Source organism: Neofamilia massiliensis, from assembly GCF_001299475.1.
Lineage (GTDB): Bacteria > Bacillota > Clostridia > Tissierellales > Peptoniphilaceae > Neofamilia > Neofamilia massiliensis.
This window is the reverse complement of sequence record NZ_CYUJ01000002.1, coordinates 661,775-680,883: the sequence shown is the minus strand read 5'-3', so window position 1 is coordinate 680,883 and position 19,109 is coordinate 661,775. Positions and strand designations below refer to the sequence as shown.

17 protein-coding genes are annotated in these 19,109 nt (G+C 34.0%); 1 reads left to right on the top strand and 16 read right to left on the bottom strand.

Translation table 11 applies throughout. The features are described from left to right. Positions 1-41: 41 nt before the first annotated feature. The 14 genes from BN2667_RS03270 to hflX all read right to left on the bottom strand — a co-directional run bounded on the left by BN2667_RS03270 (position 42) and on the right by hflX (position 13,886). Positions 42-782 carry a cell division protein FtsQ/DivIB gene (locus BN2667_RS03270; RefSeq protein WP_054251891.1) on the bottom strand — a complete coding sequence of 247 codons (741 nt, stop codon included), beginning with the start codon at positions 780-782 and terminating at the stop codon, positions 42-44. Then, entirely contained in the window at positions 772-1,884 is a 1,113-nt protein-coding gene (gene murG, locus BN2667_RS03265) for an undecaprenyldiphospho-muramoylpentapeptide beta-N-acetylglucosaminyltransferase (RefSeq protein WP_054251890.1), read from the bottom strand. Before murG ends, BN2667_RS03270 begins: the two co-directional genes overlap by 11 nt. Continuing rightward, entirely contained in the window at positions 1,884-2,999 is a 1,116-nt protein-coding gene (locus tag BN2667_RS03260) for an FtsW/RodA/SpoVE family cell cycle protein (protein WP_054251889.1), read from the bottom strand. Before BN2667_RS03260 ends, murG begins: the two co-directional genes overlap by 1 nt. A 12-nt stretch (positions 3,000-3,011) precedes the next feature. Continuing rightward, positions 3,012-4,340 carry a UDP-N-acetylmuramoyl-L-alanine--D-glutamate ligase gene (gene murD, locus BN2667_RS03255; protein WP_054251888.1) on the bottom strand — a complete coding sequence of 443 codons (1,329 nt, stop codon included), beginning with the start codon at positions 4,338-4,340 and terminating at the stop codon, positions 3,012-3,014. 11 nt (positions 4,341-4,351) lie between these two features. Continuing rightward, positions 4,352-5,308 (bottom strand): phospho-N-acetylmuramoyl-pentapeptide-transferase, encoded by a 957-nt coding sequence (gene mraY / locus BN2667_RS03250; protein WP_054251887.1) that lies wholly within the window; start codon positions 5,306-5,308, stop codon positions 4,352-4,354. Between the two features lie 46 nt (positions 5,309-5,354). Further along, positions 5,355-7,709, bottom strand: a complete 2,355-nt coding sequence (locus BN2667_RS03245; RefSeq protein WP_054251886.1) for a penicillin-binding transpeptidase domain-containing protein — start codon at positions 7,707-7,709, stop codon at positions 5,355-5,357. Between the two features lie 13 nt (positions 7,710-7,722). Then, complete coding sequence (gene ftsL / locus BN2667_RS03240; RefSeq protein WP_054251885.1) at positions 7,723-8,193, bottom strand: cell division protein FtsL; 471 nt, start codon at positions 8,191-8,193, stop codon at positions 7,723-7,725. Positions 8,194-8,203: 10 nt separating this feature from the next. Further along, positions 8,204-9,133, bottom strand: coding sequence for a 16S rRNA (cytosine(1402)-N(4))-methyltransferase RsmH (rsmH, locus tag BN2667_RS03235; RefSeq protein WP_054251884.1), 930 nt, complete (start codon positions 9,131-9,133; stop codon positions 8,204-8,206). After that, positions 9,134-9,559, bottom strand: a complete 426-nt coding sequence (mraZ, locus tag BN2667_RS03230; protein WP_054251883.1) for a division/cell wall cluster transcriptional repressor MraZ — start codon at positions 9,557-9,559, stop codon at positions 9,134-9,136. It abuts the gene before it with no gap. Positions 9,560-9,730: 171 nt separating this feature from the next. Then, on the bottom strand, positions 9,731-10,558 hold the full coding sequence (gene lgt / locus BN2667_RS03225) for a prolipoprotein diacylglyceryl transferase (RefSeq protein WP_154865142.1): 828 nt from the start codon (positions 10,556-10,558) through the stop codon (positions 9,731-9,733). Next, positions 10,503-11,246 (bottom strand): YebC/PmpR family DNA-binding transcriptional regulator, encoded by a 744-nt coding sequence (locus BN2667_RS03220; protein WP_054251882.1) that lies wholly within the window; start codon positions 11,244-11,246, stop codon positions 10,503-10,505. Before BN2667_RS03220 ends, lgt begins: the two co-directional genes overlap by 56 nt. 5 nt (positions 11,247-11,251) lie before the next feature. After that, a complete protein-coding gene (gene nadE / locus BN2667_RS03215) occupies positions 11,252-11,968 on the bottom strand; it encodes an NAD(+) synthase (protein WP_054251881.1) in 717 nt (238 codons plus the stop codon). After that, positions 11,961-12,605 (bottom strand): YigZ family protein, encoded by a 645-nt coding sequence (locus tag BN2667_RS03210; protein WP_054251880.1) that lies wholly within the window; start codon positions 12,603-12,605, stop codon positions 11,961-11,963. The genes nadE and BN2667_RS03210 overlap by 8 nt, the downstream gene beginning before the upstream one ends. Further along, entirely contained in the window at positions 12,606-13,886 is a 1,281-nt protein-coding gene (gene hflX, locus BN2667_RS03205) for a GTPase HflX (RefSeq protein ID WP_054251879.1), read from the bottom strand. A gap of 132 nt (positions 13,887-14,018) precedes the next feature. On the opposite strand from hflX, the gene BN2667_RS03200 reads away from it, so the two are divergent. After that, positions 14,019-16,901, top strand: coding sequence for a PBP1A family penicillin-binding protein (locus BN2667_RS03200; protein ID WP_054251878.1), 2,883 nt, complete (start codon positions 14,019-14,021; stop codon positions 16,899-16,901). Positions 16,902-16,944: 43 nt separating this feature from the next. On the opposite strand, the gene BN2667_RS03195 is transcribed toward BN2667_RS03200, so the two are convergent. After that, complete coding sequence (locus BN2667_RS03195; protein WP_054251877.1) at positions 16,945-18,189, bottom strand: ABC transporter permease; 1,245 nt, start codon at positions 18,187-18,189, stop codon at positions 16,945-16,947. Beyond that, complete coding sequence (locus BN2667_RS03190) at positions 18,182-19,096, bottom strand: ABC transporter ATP-binding protein (protein ID WP_054251876.1); 915 nt, start codon at positions 19,094-19,096, stop codon at positions 18,182-18,184. The genes BN2667_RS03195 and BN2667_RS03190 overlap by 8 nt, the downstream gene beginning before the upstream one ends. Positions 19,097-19,109: the final 13 nt, after the last annotated feature.

Below are 19,109 nucleotides of genomic sequence, written 5' to 3'. Positions count from 1 at the left end.
CAATTTTCTTAGCTTTTACTGTGTTTTTTTGCGTTTTTTAACTAATCTACTACTAATATTGGCACAGGTCCATCTTCCATTAGAATCATAGATGGATTTTTGCTGCCATCTTCTTCGATTTTTTTAACCATTAGGTCAAGGACCTTAAGCTTATAGTCTACCTTGTTATAAGATCCAAAGGCGACAATTACTCCGTCTTTTAAAACTAGTTCTGCCTGGTCTTCCTCTAGGTTAACACTTTTAAATTTATAAATATTTTCTCCATTTAGAAGTTCTCTTAGCAAGTTGTTTTTTTCCTCACTTACAAAGGAAAATATATCTTGGCCTAGGTTAATTTGGCCATTTATTTTTATGCCAGTAATTAGACTTAAATTTAACATTAAACTATTATATTCGTCTATTATAATTCCAAAGCTATCTATAAGCAGATACTTGTCCCCGATTTGTAAAGTTGCTGCAGCTTGTCTTTCTTTAACTGCTAATGTTAAGCCCTTAAATAAACTTTTCTTGACTTCAACATCTTCAACAAAGGGATTGGTTAATACATTTTCTCTTACTTTATCTTTTTTTAAGAATATTAAATTGTCCCTAGTAGAAACTTTAGAATGTGATATAAGAGTACTTTCATCTAGTCTTTCATTACCTGTAACAGAAATTTTTCTAACTCGAAAAATTGGCAGCCTTAAAAAGGCAAAAACTAAAAGGCATAAAAAAACTAGACTTAGAAATATTCTAAAATATCTGATTTTTCTCTTTGGTCTTTTATATTTATTATCTTTCATTATTCTCTCTTAAGAGCCTAAAAATATTTTCAACTATATCCTTAGTTGAATTTGGCTTTGAGAGAATTTTAGCACATTTTCCCATTTTTTGCATCTTTTCTTGGTCGTCTACTATCGTAGAAATTGCCTGATCAAGACTTGAGCCATTTAAATCTTTTTCTAAAATTACAAAAGAGGCTCCAGCATTTTCAAAAGCCCTGGCATTAAATTCTTGGTGGTTGTCAGCTGTATAAGTTTTTGGAACTAATATGCTAGGAAGTCCAACACAAGAAACTTCTGCTAGAGATATGGCGCTAGAAGATAAAATCGCCACATCGGCAGCTGCAAGAAGGTCTGGTATTTCATGGCTGTAATCTAAAATTTTAATTGCATCTGTCAGTTCAATATTTTTTTCTTTTAACTGGTCTAAAAATTCATCATAGTAATCTCTGCCAGTAATGTGGATGTATTTATAATTTTCCCTAATAGGCTTTTGAAAAATTTCAACAAGGGCGTCGTTTATAGATTCTTGACCTCCAGAGCCACCAAAGGATAAAATAAGCTTTTCTTCATCTTTTATAGAATATTTTTTTCTAGCAGCACTTTTATCTACATCTAAAAAAACTGGTCTTATAGGATTTCCAGATATAAAAGTCTTGTCAGTAGCAAGTCTCGCCTCTGCTTCTTTAAAGGCCAAGGCTACTGCTTTAGCATTCTTTGATAAAATTCTATTTACTTTTCCTGGAAAGGCATTGGCTTCTTGTAAAATAGTTGGAATATTTTTTCTCTGGGCAACATAAACTGCTGGAAAAGAAACATAGCCTCCTGTTCCTATTACAATATCTGGTTGAAAGTCCTTTATTATTTTTTTTGCATCGTGAATTCCTTGGACTAAGGCTAGAGCTGTTTTTAAAGAATCAAAATTTATTCTTCTTGGAAGGCCTTTTATCCTAACAGCCTTGTAATCATAGCCCGCCTTTTCAGCTAGTTCTTTTTCTAGTCCTGATCTTCTTCCTACGTATAAAAATTCTCCCTCAGGATCTTGTTTTTTTATTTGATCAAAAATTGCTAGGGCTGGATAAATATGTCCTCCAGTTCCTCCACCTGTAATTAGGTATTTCATTATTTACTCCTATTGTTTTCTTTAGATATATTTAAAATTATTCCAGTCATAAACATAGTCATTATTAGGGACGTTCCTCCATAACTTATAAATGGAAGAGTTATTCCAGTAACTGGTGCTAAACCTATATTAACACAAATATGAATTAGTGCCTGACTTAAAATTAATAAACTCAAACCTACTGCCAAAAATTTTCCAAATTCAGACCTGATTTTCATTGCTATTTTAAAGGATGCAAAGGTGTAGTTTAAAAAGAGTCCAATTAAAAATAGACTTCCAATTAGGCCAAATTCTTCAGCCATTACTGAAAATATAAAGTCGTTATAAACATGGGGAATGTAGGAAAACTTTTGAAATCCTCTACCTAGTCCAACACCTTTAATGCCACCTAGGGCAACAGAGTATATAGAATTTCCCTGTTGCATCCCATCCCCTTGCATATTTTCAAAAGGCCTTAAAAAACTTGCAAGTCTTTTCATTCTGTATTGGAACATTTCTAGAGATAGGCTCTTAAGTGTAACGAGAACTCCTACAGCTATTAAAGTAACAGCTGAAGAAAACTTTATTCCAGCAACAATTAACATTGAACCTAAAGATATTAAAATAACTAAAGATGAACCCATATCATTCATAAAGACAAGACCAAAAAATAATATTATAAAGAAGGTTGAGTATATTACACCCTTGTAATTTTTTATTCTCGGTCCTAACTTTTCTAAATAATAAGACATAAAAATAACCGACGCAGGTTTTAAGGTGTCAGATGGCATAAATCTTGGTAGACTTCCAAGTTCTAACCACCTTGCCTGGCCTAACTCTGCCTTACCAAATTTTGTGTACAAGAGTACATTTAAGAAAATAGAAAATAAGATTATTGGAATAGCCAGCTTCTTATAAATTCTATAATTTATATTAGAAGCTACAAACATGACAAAAAAGCCTAAAATTAAAAATCTTATATGTTTCTTTACAAAATAGTATCCATCTCCATATTTTAAAACTGCTTCTGGAGATGATGCAGAAAAGACTAAAATCAGGCCTGTTATTGATAATATTAAAGTTGTAATTAAAAGTCTTTTGTCTAACAAAAATTTTGACTGTTTTCTTTTTGCCAAGTCCTATCCCTTCTATTTTAAACTGTTTACTAAGTTTACAAATTCATCTCCACGGTCTTCAAAGGACTTATACTGGTCCCAAGAAGCACAGGCTGGAGATAGCAATACTAAATCATTTGAACAAGCTAGAGTTTGGGCCCTAGTAAAAGCACCTTTAAGGTCATGAGCTAAAAAGATATTTTGATAGCCTTGATCCCTTGCAGTCTCATAAATTTTTTCTCCTGTTTGACCAAAGGCAAGCAGAGCTTTAATTTTATCTTTAGCTTCTTTTAAAAGCCCGCTAAAGTCTTCTCCCTTGTCATAGCCGCCCATAAGTATAATTATAGGTTGAGAAAAAGAAGCCAAGGCCTTTCTTGTAGAGTCTGTATTAGTTCCCTTTGAGTCGTTGTAATAATCTACTCCCTTAAAGTTTCTTACAAATTCAAGTCTATGCCTTACTCCAGAAAATTCATAGGCTGTTTTTGAAACGTCTTTTAAGTTTAAGCCTAAACTATAAAAAACACCAAGTCCTGCCATAATATTTTCATAGTTGTGAATGCCTTTAAGCTTTAGTTGTTTACAGTCGATTAGCTTCTCTTCTACTTGATTTTTCGCAAAAATTATATAGCCATCCTTATAATAAAAACCATGAGTTAGCTTATTTTTTGAAGAAAAATAAATTTTCTTATAGGGGCCTTCTTGATTTTTTAAAATAGGATCGTCATAATTTAAAACTGCATAATTTTCTGGGCCTAGGTTTTTTAATAAGTTTAGTTTGGCCCTTATGTAATTTTCTTCAGATCCGTGATAGTCTAAATGGTCTTTGTCTATATTTGTTATTAAGGCTATATCTGGCCTAAAAGTTTCAATGTCATTTAATTGGAAGGATGAACACTCTATAGCTAGGATGTCCATTTTAGTAAAAATCATCTCTTCTACTGCCCCAAGGCCAATATTTCCTACTGCCTTTGCCTTAATATTATTTTTATTTAGAAAAAACTCTATAAAGCTAGTAGTTGTTGTCTTACCATTGGTTCCAGTAATGCCTATTAGTTTTTCTGGACCTTTGAATAAATATCCTAATTCTATGTCAGAAATTATTTTTCTTCCTTGTTTTTTTAAGGCTAGGATTAATGGATTTGTTGGTTTTATACCTGGACTTTTTACAAGCAAATCAAACTCTTGAGATATTACATCTGAAGAGTTATAAATAAAGTTTATTCTTTTGTCTAAGTCTTTTTCTGAAATATTTTTTAGAAAGTCATCGTAGACAAAGACCTGCCATGATTTTTTTAACATTGACATAGCTACTGTTTTGCCTGCTTTTCCATAGCCAATAACGAGAATTTTTTTATCTTCCATAGGACTTTCTCCTATCTAATTGCCAAAATAGAAATTACAGTTGTAATTAAAGTTATAGCAAAAAATACCTTTACAATTTTAACTTCAGACCAACCTTTGGCTTCGTAATGATGGTGGATTGGACTCATTAAAAAGACTCTCTTGCCTCTAAGTTTAAATGAAGCTACTTGGATTATTACTGATAGAGTCTCAACAACAAAAATTAGCCCGATTATTGGAAGATAAAGTGTTGTTCCTGAAACTACAGCTATAGCTGCAAAGGCACCTCCAAGAGCTAAAGATCCAACATCTCCCATAAAAACTTGGGCTGGGAATTTATTATATCTTAGATAGCCTAATAAGGATCCTGCCAAGGCCATAGCAAACATTGATAGGTAATTTTTTGATAGTATTACATTTATTACTGCAAAGCCAACTAGGCCAACCATAGATACAGAAGCTGCTAGTCCGTCTAGACCATCAGTTAGATTTACACTATTAACAGTTCCTAAAATCACAAATAAGGTTATAGGATAATAAAAAATTCCTAGGTTAACTGTTTCCCTTCCAAGAAATGGTATATATAAGTTTCCAAGTTCATTTATTTTAGTGCTAAGAAACATTAAAACAAGAGCTACTAGAACTTGGGCAGAAAACTTCTGCGAAGCACTTAAGCCATCGTTGGTTTTTTTCACTACAATTAAATAATCATCTATTAGTCCTATTAAACCAAAGGAAAGCATAGAAAAAGTACAAAGAATTGCTTCTTTATCATTTACACCAAATACTAAAATGGTTATAAGGGTAGATACTATAAAAATAATTCCTCCCATTGTAGGTGTTCCAGTTTTTATAAGATGGCTTTGTGGGCCATCTTCTCTAATTGCCTGGCCTATTTTTAATTTTTTTAATTCTGGAATTATGATAGGTCCTAAAACCAAAGAAATAATGGCGGCTATCACAAAATTTTCTATATAGTATTTAGTCATTATCTTACCTACTTTTTCATTTCATTCTTTAATTGCTTGATAGATTCTAGTCTTTTTGACCTTCTGTTTCTTTATCTAAATTAGAATCTTCATCTTCTTTGTCTTTCTCTTTGTTAGAAAGGTCATTAATTTCTACAGACTTAATTGTCTTTTTATTTTCATCATTTTCAATTTCTAAAAGACCGTCCTTAAGACCATTAGATGCAGGGTTTACTGAATCTTCAACTTTTTCTCCTAAAATCAAAGTCAAAGTTTCCCCTTGTGCAATTTTCTCTCCAGCCTTAGGATTTTGGTCTACAACAACTCCTCCTTCAAGGCCTTCAACTTTAAAGTCAATTGAAATTTCTTCTAAAAGTCTTGCAAGTTCTTGTTCATCTTTACCTTCAAGGTTTGGAGTTATTTTTCTTTCTCCATTATTTATATCTAAATCTAGTTCTACAACTTCATCTTTTTCTATAAATTCTCCAGCCTTAGGTTTTTGAGCTGTAATTATACTTTCTTCTGTTACAGTTCCATAACCAACAGAGTAGTTTAAGCCCATTTGAGAAAGAATTGAGCCTCCGTCACCTATTAACCTATTTGTTAGGTCTGGAACTTTAATTAAATCTGTGTATTCACTAGATTTTATCTTAGTATTTTTAGGTAAACCTAAATTTTCCAAGGTGTACTCTATTATATTTTTTCCTGCTGGCGTAGCAACAATTGATCCGTAATATTGGTCTTTTGGATTGTCAACTATAACTAAAACTGCAATAACTGGGTCTTCAATAGGTGCTAGACCTACGAAAGATGCAACGTATTGGTCTTCATAGTAACCTGTTCCATCTTCTAAGACCTTGTTGGCAGTTCCTGTTTTACCACCAATTGAATAAGATGTTGACTTAGCCCTTGAGGCTGTTCCATTTTCTACAACTTCTGCCATCATTGAAAGCATATTATCTGCTGTTTCTTTAGAAATGACCTGTCTTTTTTCTGATATTTCAATTGGTCTAATAACTTGGCCATTTGAATTTACAAGTTCTTTTACTAGTCTTGGCTCCATTAAAAGTCCGTTATTACCAATTGCGGCAACTGCATTAATAAGTTGAATTGGCGTTGTTGCTATACCGTGGCCATAGGCCATTGTAGCTAGACTTAGTTCTGTTATCTTATCAGCACTTGTTGGAATAATTCCCAAGGCTTCTCCTGGTAAGTCTATTCCAGTTTTTTCGCCAAAACCAAAGGCCTTAACATATTTTAAAAAACTTTCTCTTCCTAGATCTCTATTAACATAAACAAAGCTTGGATTACAAGACTTTGCTAAAGCCTGCCTCAAGGTTATATTTCCATGAGGATCCTTATAGGAGACGCATTTTAAAACAGGGGCGTTTTTAATGTCTCTAATATACCCTGTACAATAATATTGCTTTTCAGGTGAGCTAGTATTTTCTTCCATGGCAGCTGCAGCTGTAATCAATTTAAAAGTTGATCCTGGTTCATAAATATTTGATACAACAGGATTTCTCCAATTATCATACCAGTCTTTTTGGATTTCTTCATCAGTTTTTGTAAGCCAAGATGCTGCTTGCATGTCACTTACTGCTTTAGTTGGTCCATTAGGATCAAAAGAAGGATAAGATGACATGGCTAATATATGACCTGTCTCAACTTCTTCTACTATAATATGAACCTTGTCAGCTTGAAACTCAGAAATTATTTTCTTAGTTTCATCTTCAACAAATTTTTGGATTCCTTGGTCAATTGTAAGGACTGCAGAAAGGCCGTCGTTGGCTTCAAAGACTTGAGACTTTCCTGTAGGAAGTTGTCTATTATTTCTATCAGATGATTTAAAAATCCTACCTGGACTGCCTGTTAAATTTGAGTTATATGAAGCCTCTACTCCATACTGGCCTACTCCATCAATGTTTGTAAAGCCTAGCACATGGGAGGCTAAAGTTTGGTAGGGATAAACTCTTCTAAAGCCATCTACGATTTCTATTCCTGCTAGGTTCTTTTCTCTAAGCTCCATGGCCACATTTGAGTCTACCCATTGAACTATTTTTACTCTCTTCTTAGCAGAAATTTTTTTATAAAGCTCTAATTCATCTAAGTTTAAGGACTTAGAAAGTTCTTTGGCTATAAGACTTCTATTTGCTGAATCAATATCTTGGCCACCGTTAAAATAAACTGTAGAAGATGCTGTGTTTATAGCCAGCCTTTTTCCATTTTTATCTAATATATAACCTCTGTCTGAAACAATTTCTTCACTTCTATTTATCTGTTCTATTGCTCTCTTTGTTAGATTTTTTCTGTCAATTACCTGCAAGTAAAATAATCTAACAACAATTGCAAGTGTAACTATAAAAAATAAAATAAGAAGAAAAATAATCCTATTATTGTTAATCTTACTATTTTTCTTCATACTTCCTCCATATCTATTTTGAACTACCTGTAAGTGTAGAGAATATACTTGCTATAAAGTTTTTCTCCTTGTCTGTATTAACTTCATCAGATTCTTCTAGGGTAAAATAAACAATTTGAGACTTGTCTGGATAAACCATACCAAGTTTTGTTCTAGCTTCGTGGACAATGTCTCTTTCGCTTTTTATTTTTTCAATTTCCGCCCTAAGATTCATTTGCTCTTTCTCTACTTGTTCTATTTTAGCATCTAATTTTCTTATTTCAACATTTAAGGCAGTGATTTTAGTATAATTAGAAAGGATAAAAATGGCTGAGGCAAGCAATACAAATAAAAAGCTAGAATAAACAATTTTTAAAAAAACTTTTCTTCGCCTTATATACTTGCTATTAATATTGTTTTGTGAGTTATTATGAACCTTAATTTCTGGCTCTGTGTAGTTTTCATAATCTTCTAGATATTCTAGTTTCCTTGCAGCTTCAGCCATAGTATCACTCCTACTTTTTCATGGCGACCCTTAGTTTTGCCGACCTTGATCTAGGATTTCTCTCAATTTCTTCCTTAGTTGGTAAAATTGGTTTTCTACTTAGAACTTTAATTGTAGATACCTTGTCACAGGTACAAATTGGTGCTCTTGGGTCGCATATACAATCTAGTTCTTGGTATCTAAAGGCATTTTTTACAATCCTATCTTCTAAAGAGTGGAAGGTTATAATACACATCCTCCCCTTTGGATTCATCCTTTTAATTCCCATATCAATTGTCTTATCTATAATGTTTAGTTCGTTGTTAACTTCAATTCTTATGGCTTGGAAGGTTTTCATCCCTGGATGCTTGTCCATTCTTTGAGCCTTGGGTATGGCTTTTTTTATTACTTCCAACAAGTCAAAGGTGCTTTCAATAGGTTTTACTTTTCTTTCAGCAACTATAAATTCAGCAATTCTTTTAGCCCATCTTTCTTCGCCATAAGTTAATATTATTCTTTCTAAGTCTTTCTTAGAGTATTCATTGACTACATCTCTTGCGCTAAGGTCTTGACTTTGGTCCATTCTCATGTCCAAGGGAAAGTCCTGGTGGTAGGAAAATCCTCTCTCACCTTGGTCAAGTTGATAAGAAGAAACTCCTAGGTCTAAAAGCAGACCATCAATTTTTTCTATGCCTAAGTCGTCTAAAACTTGGTCTAAGTTTGAAAAATTAGATTTTACAATTGTAACCTTGTCTTCAAAGTCCTTTAAGACCTCAGTTCCCTTTTTTATTGCATCAATGTCTTGGTCAATGGCAATTAGCCTTCCTCTAGTAAGTCTTTTAGCTATTTCTCTAGAGTGGCTGGCTCCTCCCATAGTTCCATCTACATAAATTCCATCTTCTTTTATATTTAAATTTTCAATTGTCTCATTTAAAAGAACTGGTATGTGATTAAATTCCATTTAAAAGCCAAGCTCCTCCATTTGTTTGGCAATATTGTCGTCGGACATAATATCCGAAGACATATATTGATCCCAAAGCTCTTCTGACCAAATTTCTAATTTATTTGGAGTTCCAATTATTACTGCATTTTTTTCGATATTTGCAACGTCTCTAAGATTTTGTGGTATTAGAGCTCTGCCTTGTTTGTCTACAGATCCGTCAGATGCTGAGGCTGTAAAGTATCTTACAAAGGCTCTTGATTCAGTGATAGGAAGGGTTCTTAGTTTTTCTTCAAAGCTTTTCCATTCCTCCATTGGAAATAGAAAAAGGCAGCCATCAAGGCCACGACTAATTACATACTCGTCCCCTAGGCTTTCTCTAAACTTTGATGGAATTATAATTCTTCCCTTGGCGTCAAGGGTATGTCTAAATTCACCTAAAAACATTTTTTCCCCTTTTTGTGGATTATTCACCCACTTTATAACTACTTTCTACCACTTTTCACCACTTCTTGCTTATATATTACATTATTTGCCTATTTTTTACTAGTAAATATATAAAAAAGACAAGGCAAAGGGACCAAAGTCCCTCACCTTGTCTTAGTGAGTTTTAAAGCCTTAGAGGGCTTTATTTCTAGATTGAATTTTTAAAATTGCTAGGCCTAATACTATCCCTAGTATAGAAACCAATTGGGCAACTCGAATTGAGCCTAAATATAGGCTATCAGTTCTTAGTCCTTCAATAAAAAACCTAGCTGTTGAATAGACTATGGAATAAATTCCAAAGGCCTGACCGTTAAATTTTATCTTTTTATTCTTAATGAAAAAATATAAGAATATAAAAAGAGAAAAAGTAACTATAGATTCATATAAAAATGTTGGATGAACCTTTACTCCATCAACCATTATGCCCCAAGGAAGGTCTGTTGGTCCTCCATGAGCTTCTTGGTTAATGAAATTCCCCCATCTACCTATGGCCTGACCTAATGAAAGTCCAGGTACAAGTAGGTCCAAGAGATAAAATACATTTATATTTTTCTTCTTACAATAAACTAGGGTCGTTACTATACCGCCAATTATTCCTCCATGAATGGCCATTCCACCTTGTCTAAAGTTTAGAATTTGAATGGGATTAGCCAAGTAATATTCTAAATCATAGAAGATTACATAATAAAGTCTAGTTGTTAAAACAGATATGGGAATTAAAATTAGAAAAAAGTCTAAAAATTGGTCCTTAGTTAGATTGTGTTTTTCATCTATAAGAGATTCTATAACTAAAAAACCTAAAATCATACCTGTTGTTATTAAAATTCCATACCACATTACTGGTAGGCCAAAAATCGTAAATGCTACTGGATTAATACTTATAAATGCTACTGGGTTAATAAGATCACTCCCAATCTTCTTCTGGCATATTCCAGTTGTGGAATACTTCTTGAACGTCATCGTGATCTTCTAACATATCTATTAACTTGGTCATCTTCTTTATGTCTTCTTCGTCTTCTAAGTCAACATAGTTTTGTGGTAGGTAGCCAATTTCTCCAGCTGCAATTTCAAAGCCAGCTTCTTCTAAGCCATTTTTAACAGCTAAAAAGTTTTCTGGGCTAGTTGTAATTTCATAGGCATCATCTAATACTTCTATGTCGTCTGCTCCTAGGTCTATGGCTTGGAGAGTTAAGTCATCTTCGTCAACCTTATCAGATTTTTCAATAATTATTGTTCCTAGCTTGTCAAACATAAAGGAAACGCAGCCAGTAGTTCCTAGGTTACCTCCATTTTTATCAAAGGCGTGTCTAACATCTGGAGCTGTCCTGTTTCTATTGTCAGTTAGGGCTGTTACCATAACAGCAACTCCTGAGGGGCCATAGCCTTCGTATAAAATTTCTTCAAAGTCTGCTGCAGCTTGGTCGCCAGCAGCTTTCTTTAAGGCTCTTTCAATATTGTCATTAGGCATATTTTCAGATTTTGCCTTGTCAATAGCCACTTTTAATTCTGGATTAAATTCAGGATCCAGACCTCCTGTTCTTGCTGCTACAGTAATGTACCTTGACATTTTAGCAAATACCTTTGCCTTCTTTGCGTCTTCCTTACCTTTTTTATGTTTAATATTGCTCCATTTTGAATGTCCTGACATTTATATCACTCCTTATCTTTCTTAAAACTTTCAGGCATTTTTCTCTTGTGTTCACTTTGTCTGTGCATCTTGTCTATTTTAACTTTATCTTCAGGATTTATTTGTCCTCCCTTAATATAAGAATCTAAAACTTGGTAGGAAAAACCTAGGTCCTCTTCATCACTTTGGCCAGATACTAGGCCAGCTGATGGTTTTTTGTCTATAATCTTTTTAGGAATCTTCAGTTCTCTAGCTAAATTATAAACTTCGTCCTTAGTAAAGTCTGCTAGGACAAATAAGTCGCAGCCACTATCTCCATGTTTGGTAAAGTAGCCTACATACATTTCAGACTTGTTAGACGGACCGAGAACCAAGTATTTGTTCCTTTGGGCATAGTAGTATAAAGTTGTCATCCTAAGTCTAGGTTTTATATTTGACTTGGCCAAAGCATTTTCAGAAGCTGATGCTTCATCTAATAAAGTGTCATAAACCCTAGTTAAGTCTACTTTCTCAACTTTAAGATCCATTGAAGAAGCTAGGAGTCTTGCGTCTATTTCATCTTCTACTTTGGAATGACAAGGCATAATTAGACCTAGGGAAGAATCTGGAAAGGCAAGTTTTGAAAGGCCTGCCACTACAGCAGAATCAACTCCACCAGATAAGCCAAATACAACTCCCTTACACTTAGCTTCTGCTACTTTTTCCCTCAGCCAAGTAACTAAACTTTCTACTGTTTTATCCATATACTAAGTCTCCATTTATTTCTGCTTCAATTCTGTCTGCTAAAATTTTTTCTTCTACTTCTCCACTAGTAATATTTAATAGATTTTTTGATAGCTTGTCAACTGTTTTTTCAGCAAGTAAAAGGTGAATTTCGATTTTATCAGTATAAATTGAGTCTACTAGTTTAATATTTTCTCTTTCAATTAAATTCATTATCTTTCCATGGTAGGTGTAGTCGTACTTATAAGAAACAAGTTTATAGGGAGCCATATCCACAATTTGGCCTGCGTCAATGGCGATTTTTGCACCCTTTGAGTAGGCCCTAATAAGTCCGCCAGATCCTAAGAGAGTTCCTCCAAAGTATCTTGTTACTACCAAGACAATATTTGTAAGGTCTTCTCTTTTAATGACTTCTAACATTGGAAGTCCTGCTGTTCCTGAAGGCTCGCCGTCGTCATTAAATCTTTGGATAAGTTTATTTTCTCCTAGGACATAAGCCCAACAATTGTGGGTGGCGTCCTTGTGCACATCCTTTATTTTCTTAATAAAGGCTAGGGCTTGGTCTTCATTTTCAACTGGCAAAGAATAGCCTATAAAAATAGACTTCTTCTCTTCAAACTGGTCTACACCTTCTTTTAAAATCGATTTATAAAGCATTTATTCTATCACGTATTCCTTGTATTTATTGTAGTCTTCTTGAGATATTTCGCCTTCTATATATGCCCCATTTTCCTTGTAGACAACATCTTTTATGCCATACTTATTTATAAAGTAGTTGACCTTGTCTTGGTTGTCAAAGTCGAAAAACATTTTTGCATAAATAAAAGAATAAGGCAGGTTTTCATAAATTAAATCTAAAAGCTCATCTAGGTTTACCTTGTCCTTGGCTGAAATGAAAACACTTGGCTGGTAGTTGTTTAAAAGACTTTTGTTAACTGGGTCTTCTAAGCCATCAATTTTATTAAAGGCGTAAATTATACTTACATCATCAATTTCTAATTCTTGTAAAATCTTATTAGTTGTCTCAATTTGCATGGAAACATTTTCGTTTAAAACATCTACAACTTGAACAATAACTGATGCATATTTTATTTCTTCCAAAGTGGATTTAAAGGCTGCAACTAAATTTGTTGGCAGTTTTGAAACAAAGCCAACTGTGTCAATTAATAAAAATTCCCTTCCATTATTAAATTCTGCCTTGCGCATAGAAGTTGAAAGAGATGCAAAAAGCATGTCCTTGACAAAAACTTCCTTAGATTTACTTGTACCCTCGTCTTTTATAAGTGCATTCATTAAAGTAGACTTGCCTGCATTAGTGTAACCTGCTAAGGCAACAATAGGAAGAGCTGATCTTTGTCTTCTTGACCTTAGAGTCTCCCTATTTTTTTCTACTTTTGCCAGTTTCTTTTCTATATTGTCAATTTCTTTTAGTATATGTCTTCTATCTGTTTCTAACTTTTGTTCACCAGGTCCTCTAGTCCCAATTCCGCCACCAGTTCTAGATAGGTACTTCCCTGACCCTGTTAGTCTTGGCAGCCTATACTTTAATTGGGCTAGCTTTACTTGAAGTTTTCCTTCGTTGCTAGTTGCCCTTTGAGCAAATATATCTAAAATCAAATTAGTTCGGTCAAGGACCTTCCTGTCTATAATTTTTTCTAGATTTCTAACTTGGGACCCTGAAAGCTCGTCATTAAAAATTACTGTATCAATGTCTAGGTCTTCACAGTAGTTGTATATTTCTTCTGCCTTGCCTGAACCAATGAAAGTTGAAGAATCTTCAGAAAATCTTCTTTGACTAAGGCTGGCAACAACTTCAGCACCTGATGCCTTTGCTAAATCTTCTAGTTCATTCATAGACGCATCTATATCAAAATCTCTAAGCCCCTTGTCTAAACCTACCAACAAAACTCTTTCTTTGCTTGTAAAATTTTCTAACACATGTCACCTCTAATTTATTAATTATATCATACATACCAGCTATTTACATTTATTGAAGAGGATTTTTCTATACTTATATATGGAAAATATGGTATAATAGGACCATAATTGAAAAATTTTAGGAGGATAAGAGTGTCTGACAATAAATATAAAAACAAAAATTCTTTTAGCATCTTAAGTGTTTTAGGAAAATTTATAAAAGTTGTCCTATTACTAGCTATTATTTTGCTAACTCTAGCTGCTATGATAGTAGGCTCATCAGTTAGTTCGATTTTAAAAAACGCACCAGAAATCGACCCAACTACAATGATTTCCTCTCTTACTCAGACATCGACAATATACGATTCTGAAGGCAAGCTTTTAGAGAAAGTACAAAATCCTGATTATGAGTATAGGACCGTTGTAACAATAGATAAAATACCAAAACACCTAATTGACGCCTTCGTTTCTATTGAGGACGAAAGATTTATTTCTCACCCTGGCGTTGACGTTGTTGGTATTGGAGCTTCGATTTTTGAATACTTAAAAGGTGGAGCAATTAGAGGAGCATCTACAATAACCCAACAGCTTGTTAGGAATATGTATCTTAGCTCAGATGTTTCTCTCGAAAGAAAGTTAAATGAAGCTTATTTGGCCTTGCAAGTTGAAAAAACTCTTAGCAAGGACCAAATTCTAGAAGCCTATTTAAATAAAATTTATTTGGGCCAAGGAGCCTACGGAGTTCAAGAGGCTGCCCAAACTTACTTTAGCAAAAATGTTCAAGATCTTACAATTGCAGAATCTGCTGTCTTTGCAGGTATTGTAAAATCTACTGCCAACTACCAACCTTTTATGAGAATAGAGGCAAAGAACTTTGATAAGGATACAATGGAACAATTAGGTCAAATTGATGTTAACGGCCAGTTAATGTATCTAGTTTATAATCCAAAATCTGTAGAAAGGCAAAAAACTGTCCTTAGTCAGATGAGAAAACTAGAGAAAATTACAGAAGACCAGTACCAAGAAGCTCTAGCTGAAAATATTGAAACTGCCTTAAATCCTGGAGAAAAAACCTTCCACAATATGACTTCTTATCCAGTATCTTATATACAAAGTCAGGCGACAGAAATGTTAGCCAAACACTATAACATTTCTTACCAAGATGCACAAAAGAAGTTATTTAATGACGGTTTAAAAATCTACTCAACAGTTGATCAAAATATCCAAGAAGAGCTTGAATATATGTACGACAACTTTACAGAAGTTATGGTAGGCGACCCAAGCAAGGTTAAAACACCTTTCTTAGTAGATTGGTCTAGGGACAAATCTGGAAATATTATAGATTCTAAGGGTAAGGTAGTTTATTATAAGAGAGCAAATTTAGTAGACGGTGAATATAACGTCTTGTTACCTAAGTCTTCATACGAATATGTAGATGGCGATCTTATTATTAATTCAAAAACCTTACACGCCAAAGATGACTATATAGATATTAGCGATGTTTATTCTATTAACGCAGAAAATAACTTAGTTACCCACTCTCTCGGTGCGATTTTAATACCAAGACAAGAATATGTAAAAACTGACGAGGGTGGCATAAGAATTTCCAAAGGATTCTTAGACGAAAATCCAAATCTCTTTTCAGTTGTAGGTGAAAATGAAGCCTTAAAAATTTCTTCAGATTACTACAGCTTCCAAAGAGAAGGAATAGTACAACCTCAATCTGCTACAGTTATAATGGACTACAAAACTGGCCACGTTATAGCCTTAGTTGGTGGTAGAGATGTTAAAGGAACATCAATTTTAAACAGAGCAACAGACTCTAGACGTCAACCTGGATCATCTATAAAACCTATTGCTGTTTACTATCCTTCCCTAGCAGAAGGCTTTACAGCAGGATCAATTACAGATGACGTTCCAATTACAGTAAATGATGCCCCTTGGCCAAGGAATGCCTATAAGGGTTACAGAGGTCTATTTACCTATAGAATGTCCTTAGATATTTCTTCAAATGCAGGAACAGTAAATGCCCTTTCAAAATTAGGAATTGACAAGTCAATAAAATATTTAGAAAAAATGGGAATCATTAACAAAGATAATCCTGAAAAAGATTCCTTTGTAAGTGCTGCAGAAAACCCTAGTGTAAATGACGAAAACCTATCAGCCCTAGCCCTAGGTGGAATGACTAGAGGTCTAACACCCCTAGAATTAACAGCAGCCTATGGAGCTATAGCAAATGATGGAACTTATATAAGTCCAAAAATTGTAACAAAAATTCTAGACGTCAACGGCAATATTATAATTGACGACTCAACTGAAAAAACCACTATAACAGATGACAAAACGGCTTATATAATGAAGGACATGCTTACAACTGTTGTGCAAAACGGATATACTGCAAAAAACGCAAAACTTGAAGGCATGGCAACAGCTGGTAAAACAGGTACTACTCAAAACAGAGAAGATATTTGGTTTATTGGCTTTACTCCTTATTATCTAATTGGAACTTGGATTGGCAATGACGCACCTTCAATCTATCTAGAAGAAGGATCAGATGCAGCATCAAGTTTCTGGAACAAGGTAGCTCAAAAAATCCACGAAGACAAAGAACCTATAGCTGAGTTTGAAAGACCTGAAGGTATTGTAGAAGAATACATCTCCTTTAAGTCAGGAAAACTTGGAACTAAATCAGTTACTTCTGCAGGTCACGGTACTAACGAAATATTTGTCGATGGAACCCAACCAACAGAATATGACGACTCTTATAAAAGTGCAACTGTATGTAATGTAACTGGCAAGCTAGCAACTAAATACTGCCCTGATACAAGATCAGTTTATGCCTTTGTTAGAGAAGAACCATATAAATCAAAGGACCATGGAGGCTACACTCCAAGTGATGTAAATTATTTACCATCATCATACTGCGATGTTCATACAGAAGACGCCTACTATGACTGGTACTACAGTCCATTTGGGCCAGGCTTCTCCTATGAGGGTAGTATATTTGATAATAGAAGAAATGGTGATGATGATTAAAAAAAATCCTGTTAGATATAATTTCTAACAGGATTTTTTTTGTTTATTTTTTCTTAAAGGCCCTTCTTAAAGCCCTTGTAAGTTTACTTCTGTTTCCATAATTTAGTGAAGCTGACCTATAAAGTCTTACAGAAAGCAAAGATAAAATTATAGTTGTCACAAGTAAGATGCCAAAGGATATGGCCACTTCAACCATAGGAACTTGAGTAAGGGCGTATCTTGCATGCATGGTAAACATTGAAGAAAATGGGACAAAGCTTAAAACCTTTAATAGCACATTGTTAGGATCAGAATTTGACAAGGCAAAAATTGTTCCAAAATATACAAAGACAACTATCATTGCAATTGGTGCAACAGCTGTACTAAGTTCTTCTGTAGATGAAACTGTAGCTCCTAAGGCCGCGTAAATATATAGATACATTATATAGCCTAAAACAAAATACAAGAGGGCTATTACAATAATCATAGGATCAATAGTAAAGGACATATTAGAAAGAAAATCTCCTATGACTTCCTTATTAATTAAATATCCAGCAAAAGTTCCAAGGCCAACAGCCAGAAGAATAATTAGAGACAAGACAAAGGATGCAAAGACCTTGCCATTAATTAGGTGGCTAGGCTTTGTCGATGTAATTAAAAGCTCCATGGTCCTGTCATTTTTCTCTCTAGCAACATTCATAGCAGCCATTTGGCCGTTTATAATAATTAGCATATACAAAATTACAGAAATAATAATTGTAATAGGAACTGTGGCGGTGTTGTTGCCCTTTAAGGATCTTAAACTAGTTGATATTTTATAAGAGTCCTTTAACTCTTGAACTTTTTTTAGATTTATTCCATAGGCTTCCAAGTCCTTGTCTACAAAATAAGTCTTTAGGCCTTCTTCAATGGCATAAGAATCAGTTGGAAAGGCTGGAGCAATATTATAAACCAGCTCTAAGTCTCTGTCGTTTTTTATTATTAGGCCTAAATCTAGGTCTTCATTTTGCAAACTTGTTTCTAAGTCACTTGCATCTTTTACCTTGTTAATCTTATAAGCTGGAAAAATTTTTTCTAAGTCCGCATGAGTCAAGCTAGAGTCAATTAATAAAACACCAATATCTTTTTGGTCTCCTTCTTCTGACCCAAAAGCTCCCAAGTTTGGTCCACCTTCCTTAGTTATAAAAAAGTTTAAAACTAGAGACCCGATTATCAAGCCTACAATAATAAAGATAAGGGTTATTATAAAAGACTTGGTCCTTAATCCTGCCTTTAGCTCGTATAAAAATACAGTTAGACTTTTATTCATCTTGGCCACCTCCTGCTAGGGCAATAAAAATATCATAAACTGAAGGCTCGTAGGCTCCAAAGGTCTTTATATGAACTTGGATGTCTAAAAGATTTTGTAAAAAGTCTTCTTTCTTTGATCCCTGTAAGTCTATTATTAGGCCGCTATCTTTTTTCAAATATTCAAAGTCAGGCATTTGAGACTTTAAATAAAGTTCTAATTCATGACCTGGCATATTTTCTGCTTCTAAGAAAATCCTGCCCTTGCCCATTTCTTTTTTAATACTTTTTATTTTATCAGAGATGACAATAGACCCATCTTTTATAATAGTTAGGTCGTCGCACATTTCCTCTACATAACCCATTTGGTGGGAAGAGAAAATTAAATACTTGCCAGCCTTAGAAAAATCATTGACTAAGTCTCTTAAAATTTTAGAATTAACTGGGTCTAGGCCAGAAAACGGCTCATCTAAAATAATTAAATCAGGCTCGTTCATAAGGGCTTGGACAATTTGAACTTTTTGTTGGTTGCCCTTAGACAGGGTTTCTAATTTTTTGTTGGCGTACTTTTCTAGGCCGACTTTTTCTAAAAGGTCTAAGATATTTTTCTTTGCAGATTTTTCATCAATGCCTCTAAGCTTAGAAAAATAAATTAGCTGGTCTAAGATCTTATGCTTTTGATAAAGGCCACGTTCTTCTGGTAGATATCCAATTTTATAATCAGAAACCTTAAAGGGCTTACCGTCTATGAGAACCTCACCTGAATCAAATTTAAATACATCCATAAAGCCTCTAATAGTTGTAGTCTTTCCTGCTCCATTTCTACCTAAAAAGGCCATTGGTTTTCCAGGTTCAACTACAAAAGAAATGCCATGAAGAATTTCCACGTCATCATAAGACTTATAAAGATTTTCAAATTTTATAGTCATTAAATACTCCTTT

Bases quoted from the DNA above. Each gene is read 5' to 3' on its own strand.
- ftsL (WP_054251885.1), bottom strand. From the start codon at position 8,193: ATGGCTGAAGCTGCAAGGAAACTAGAATATCTAGAAGATTATGAAAAC.
- murD (WP_054251888.1), bottom strand. From the start codon at position 4,340: ATGGAAGATAAAAAAATTCTCGTTATTGGCTATGGAAAAGCAGGCAAA.
- BN2667_RS03195 (WP_054251877.1), bottom strand. From the start codon at position 18,189: ATGAATAAAAGTCTAACTGTATTTTTATACGAGCTAAAGGCAGGATTA.
- BN2667_RS03245 (WP_054251886.1), bottom strand. From the start codon at position 7,709: ATGAAGAAAAATAGTAAGATTAACAATAATAGGATTATTTTTCTTCTT.
- BN2667_RS03210 (WP_054251880.1), bottom strand. From the start codon at position 12,605: ATGCTTTATAAATCGATTTTAAAAGAAGGTGTAGACCAGTTTGAAGAG.
- rsmH (WP_054251884.1), bottom strand. From the start codon at position 9,133: ATGGAATTTAATCACATACCAGTTCTTTTAAATGAGACAATTGAAAAT.
- BN2667_RS03190 (WP_054251876.1), bottom strand. From the start codon at position 19,096: ATGACTATAAAATTTGAAAATCTTTATAAGTCTTATGATGACGTGGAA.
- mraY (WP_054251887.1), bottom strand. From the start codon at position 5,308: ATGACTAAATACTATATAGAAAATTTTGTGATAGCCGCCATTATTTCT.
- mraZ (WP_054251883.1), bottom strand. From the start codon at position 9,559: ATGTTTTTAGGTGAATTTAGACATACCCTTGACGCCAAGGGAAGAATT.
- BN2667_RS03270 (WP_054251891.1), bottom strand. From the start codon at position 782: ATGAAAGATAATAAATATAAAAGACCAAAGAGAAAAATCAGATATTTT.
- lgt (WP_154865142.1), bottom strand. From the start codon at position 10,558: ATGACGTTCAAGAAGTATTCCACAACTGGAATATGCCAGAAGAAGATT.
- murG (WP_054251890.1), bottom strand. From the start codon at position 1,884: ATGAAATACCTAATTACAGGTGGAGGAACTGGAGGACATATTTATCCA.
- nadE (WP_054251881.1), bottom strand. From the start codon at position 11,968: ATGGATAAAACAGTAGAAAGTTTAGTTACTTGGCTGAGGGAAAAAGTA.
- BN2667_RS03220 (WP_054251882.1), bottom strand. From the start codon at position 11,246: ATGTCAGGACATTCAAAATGGAGCAATATTAAACATAAAAAAGGTAAG.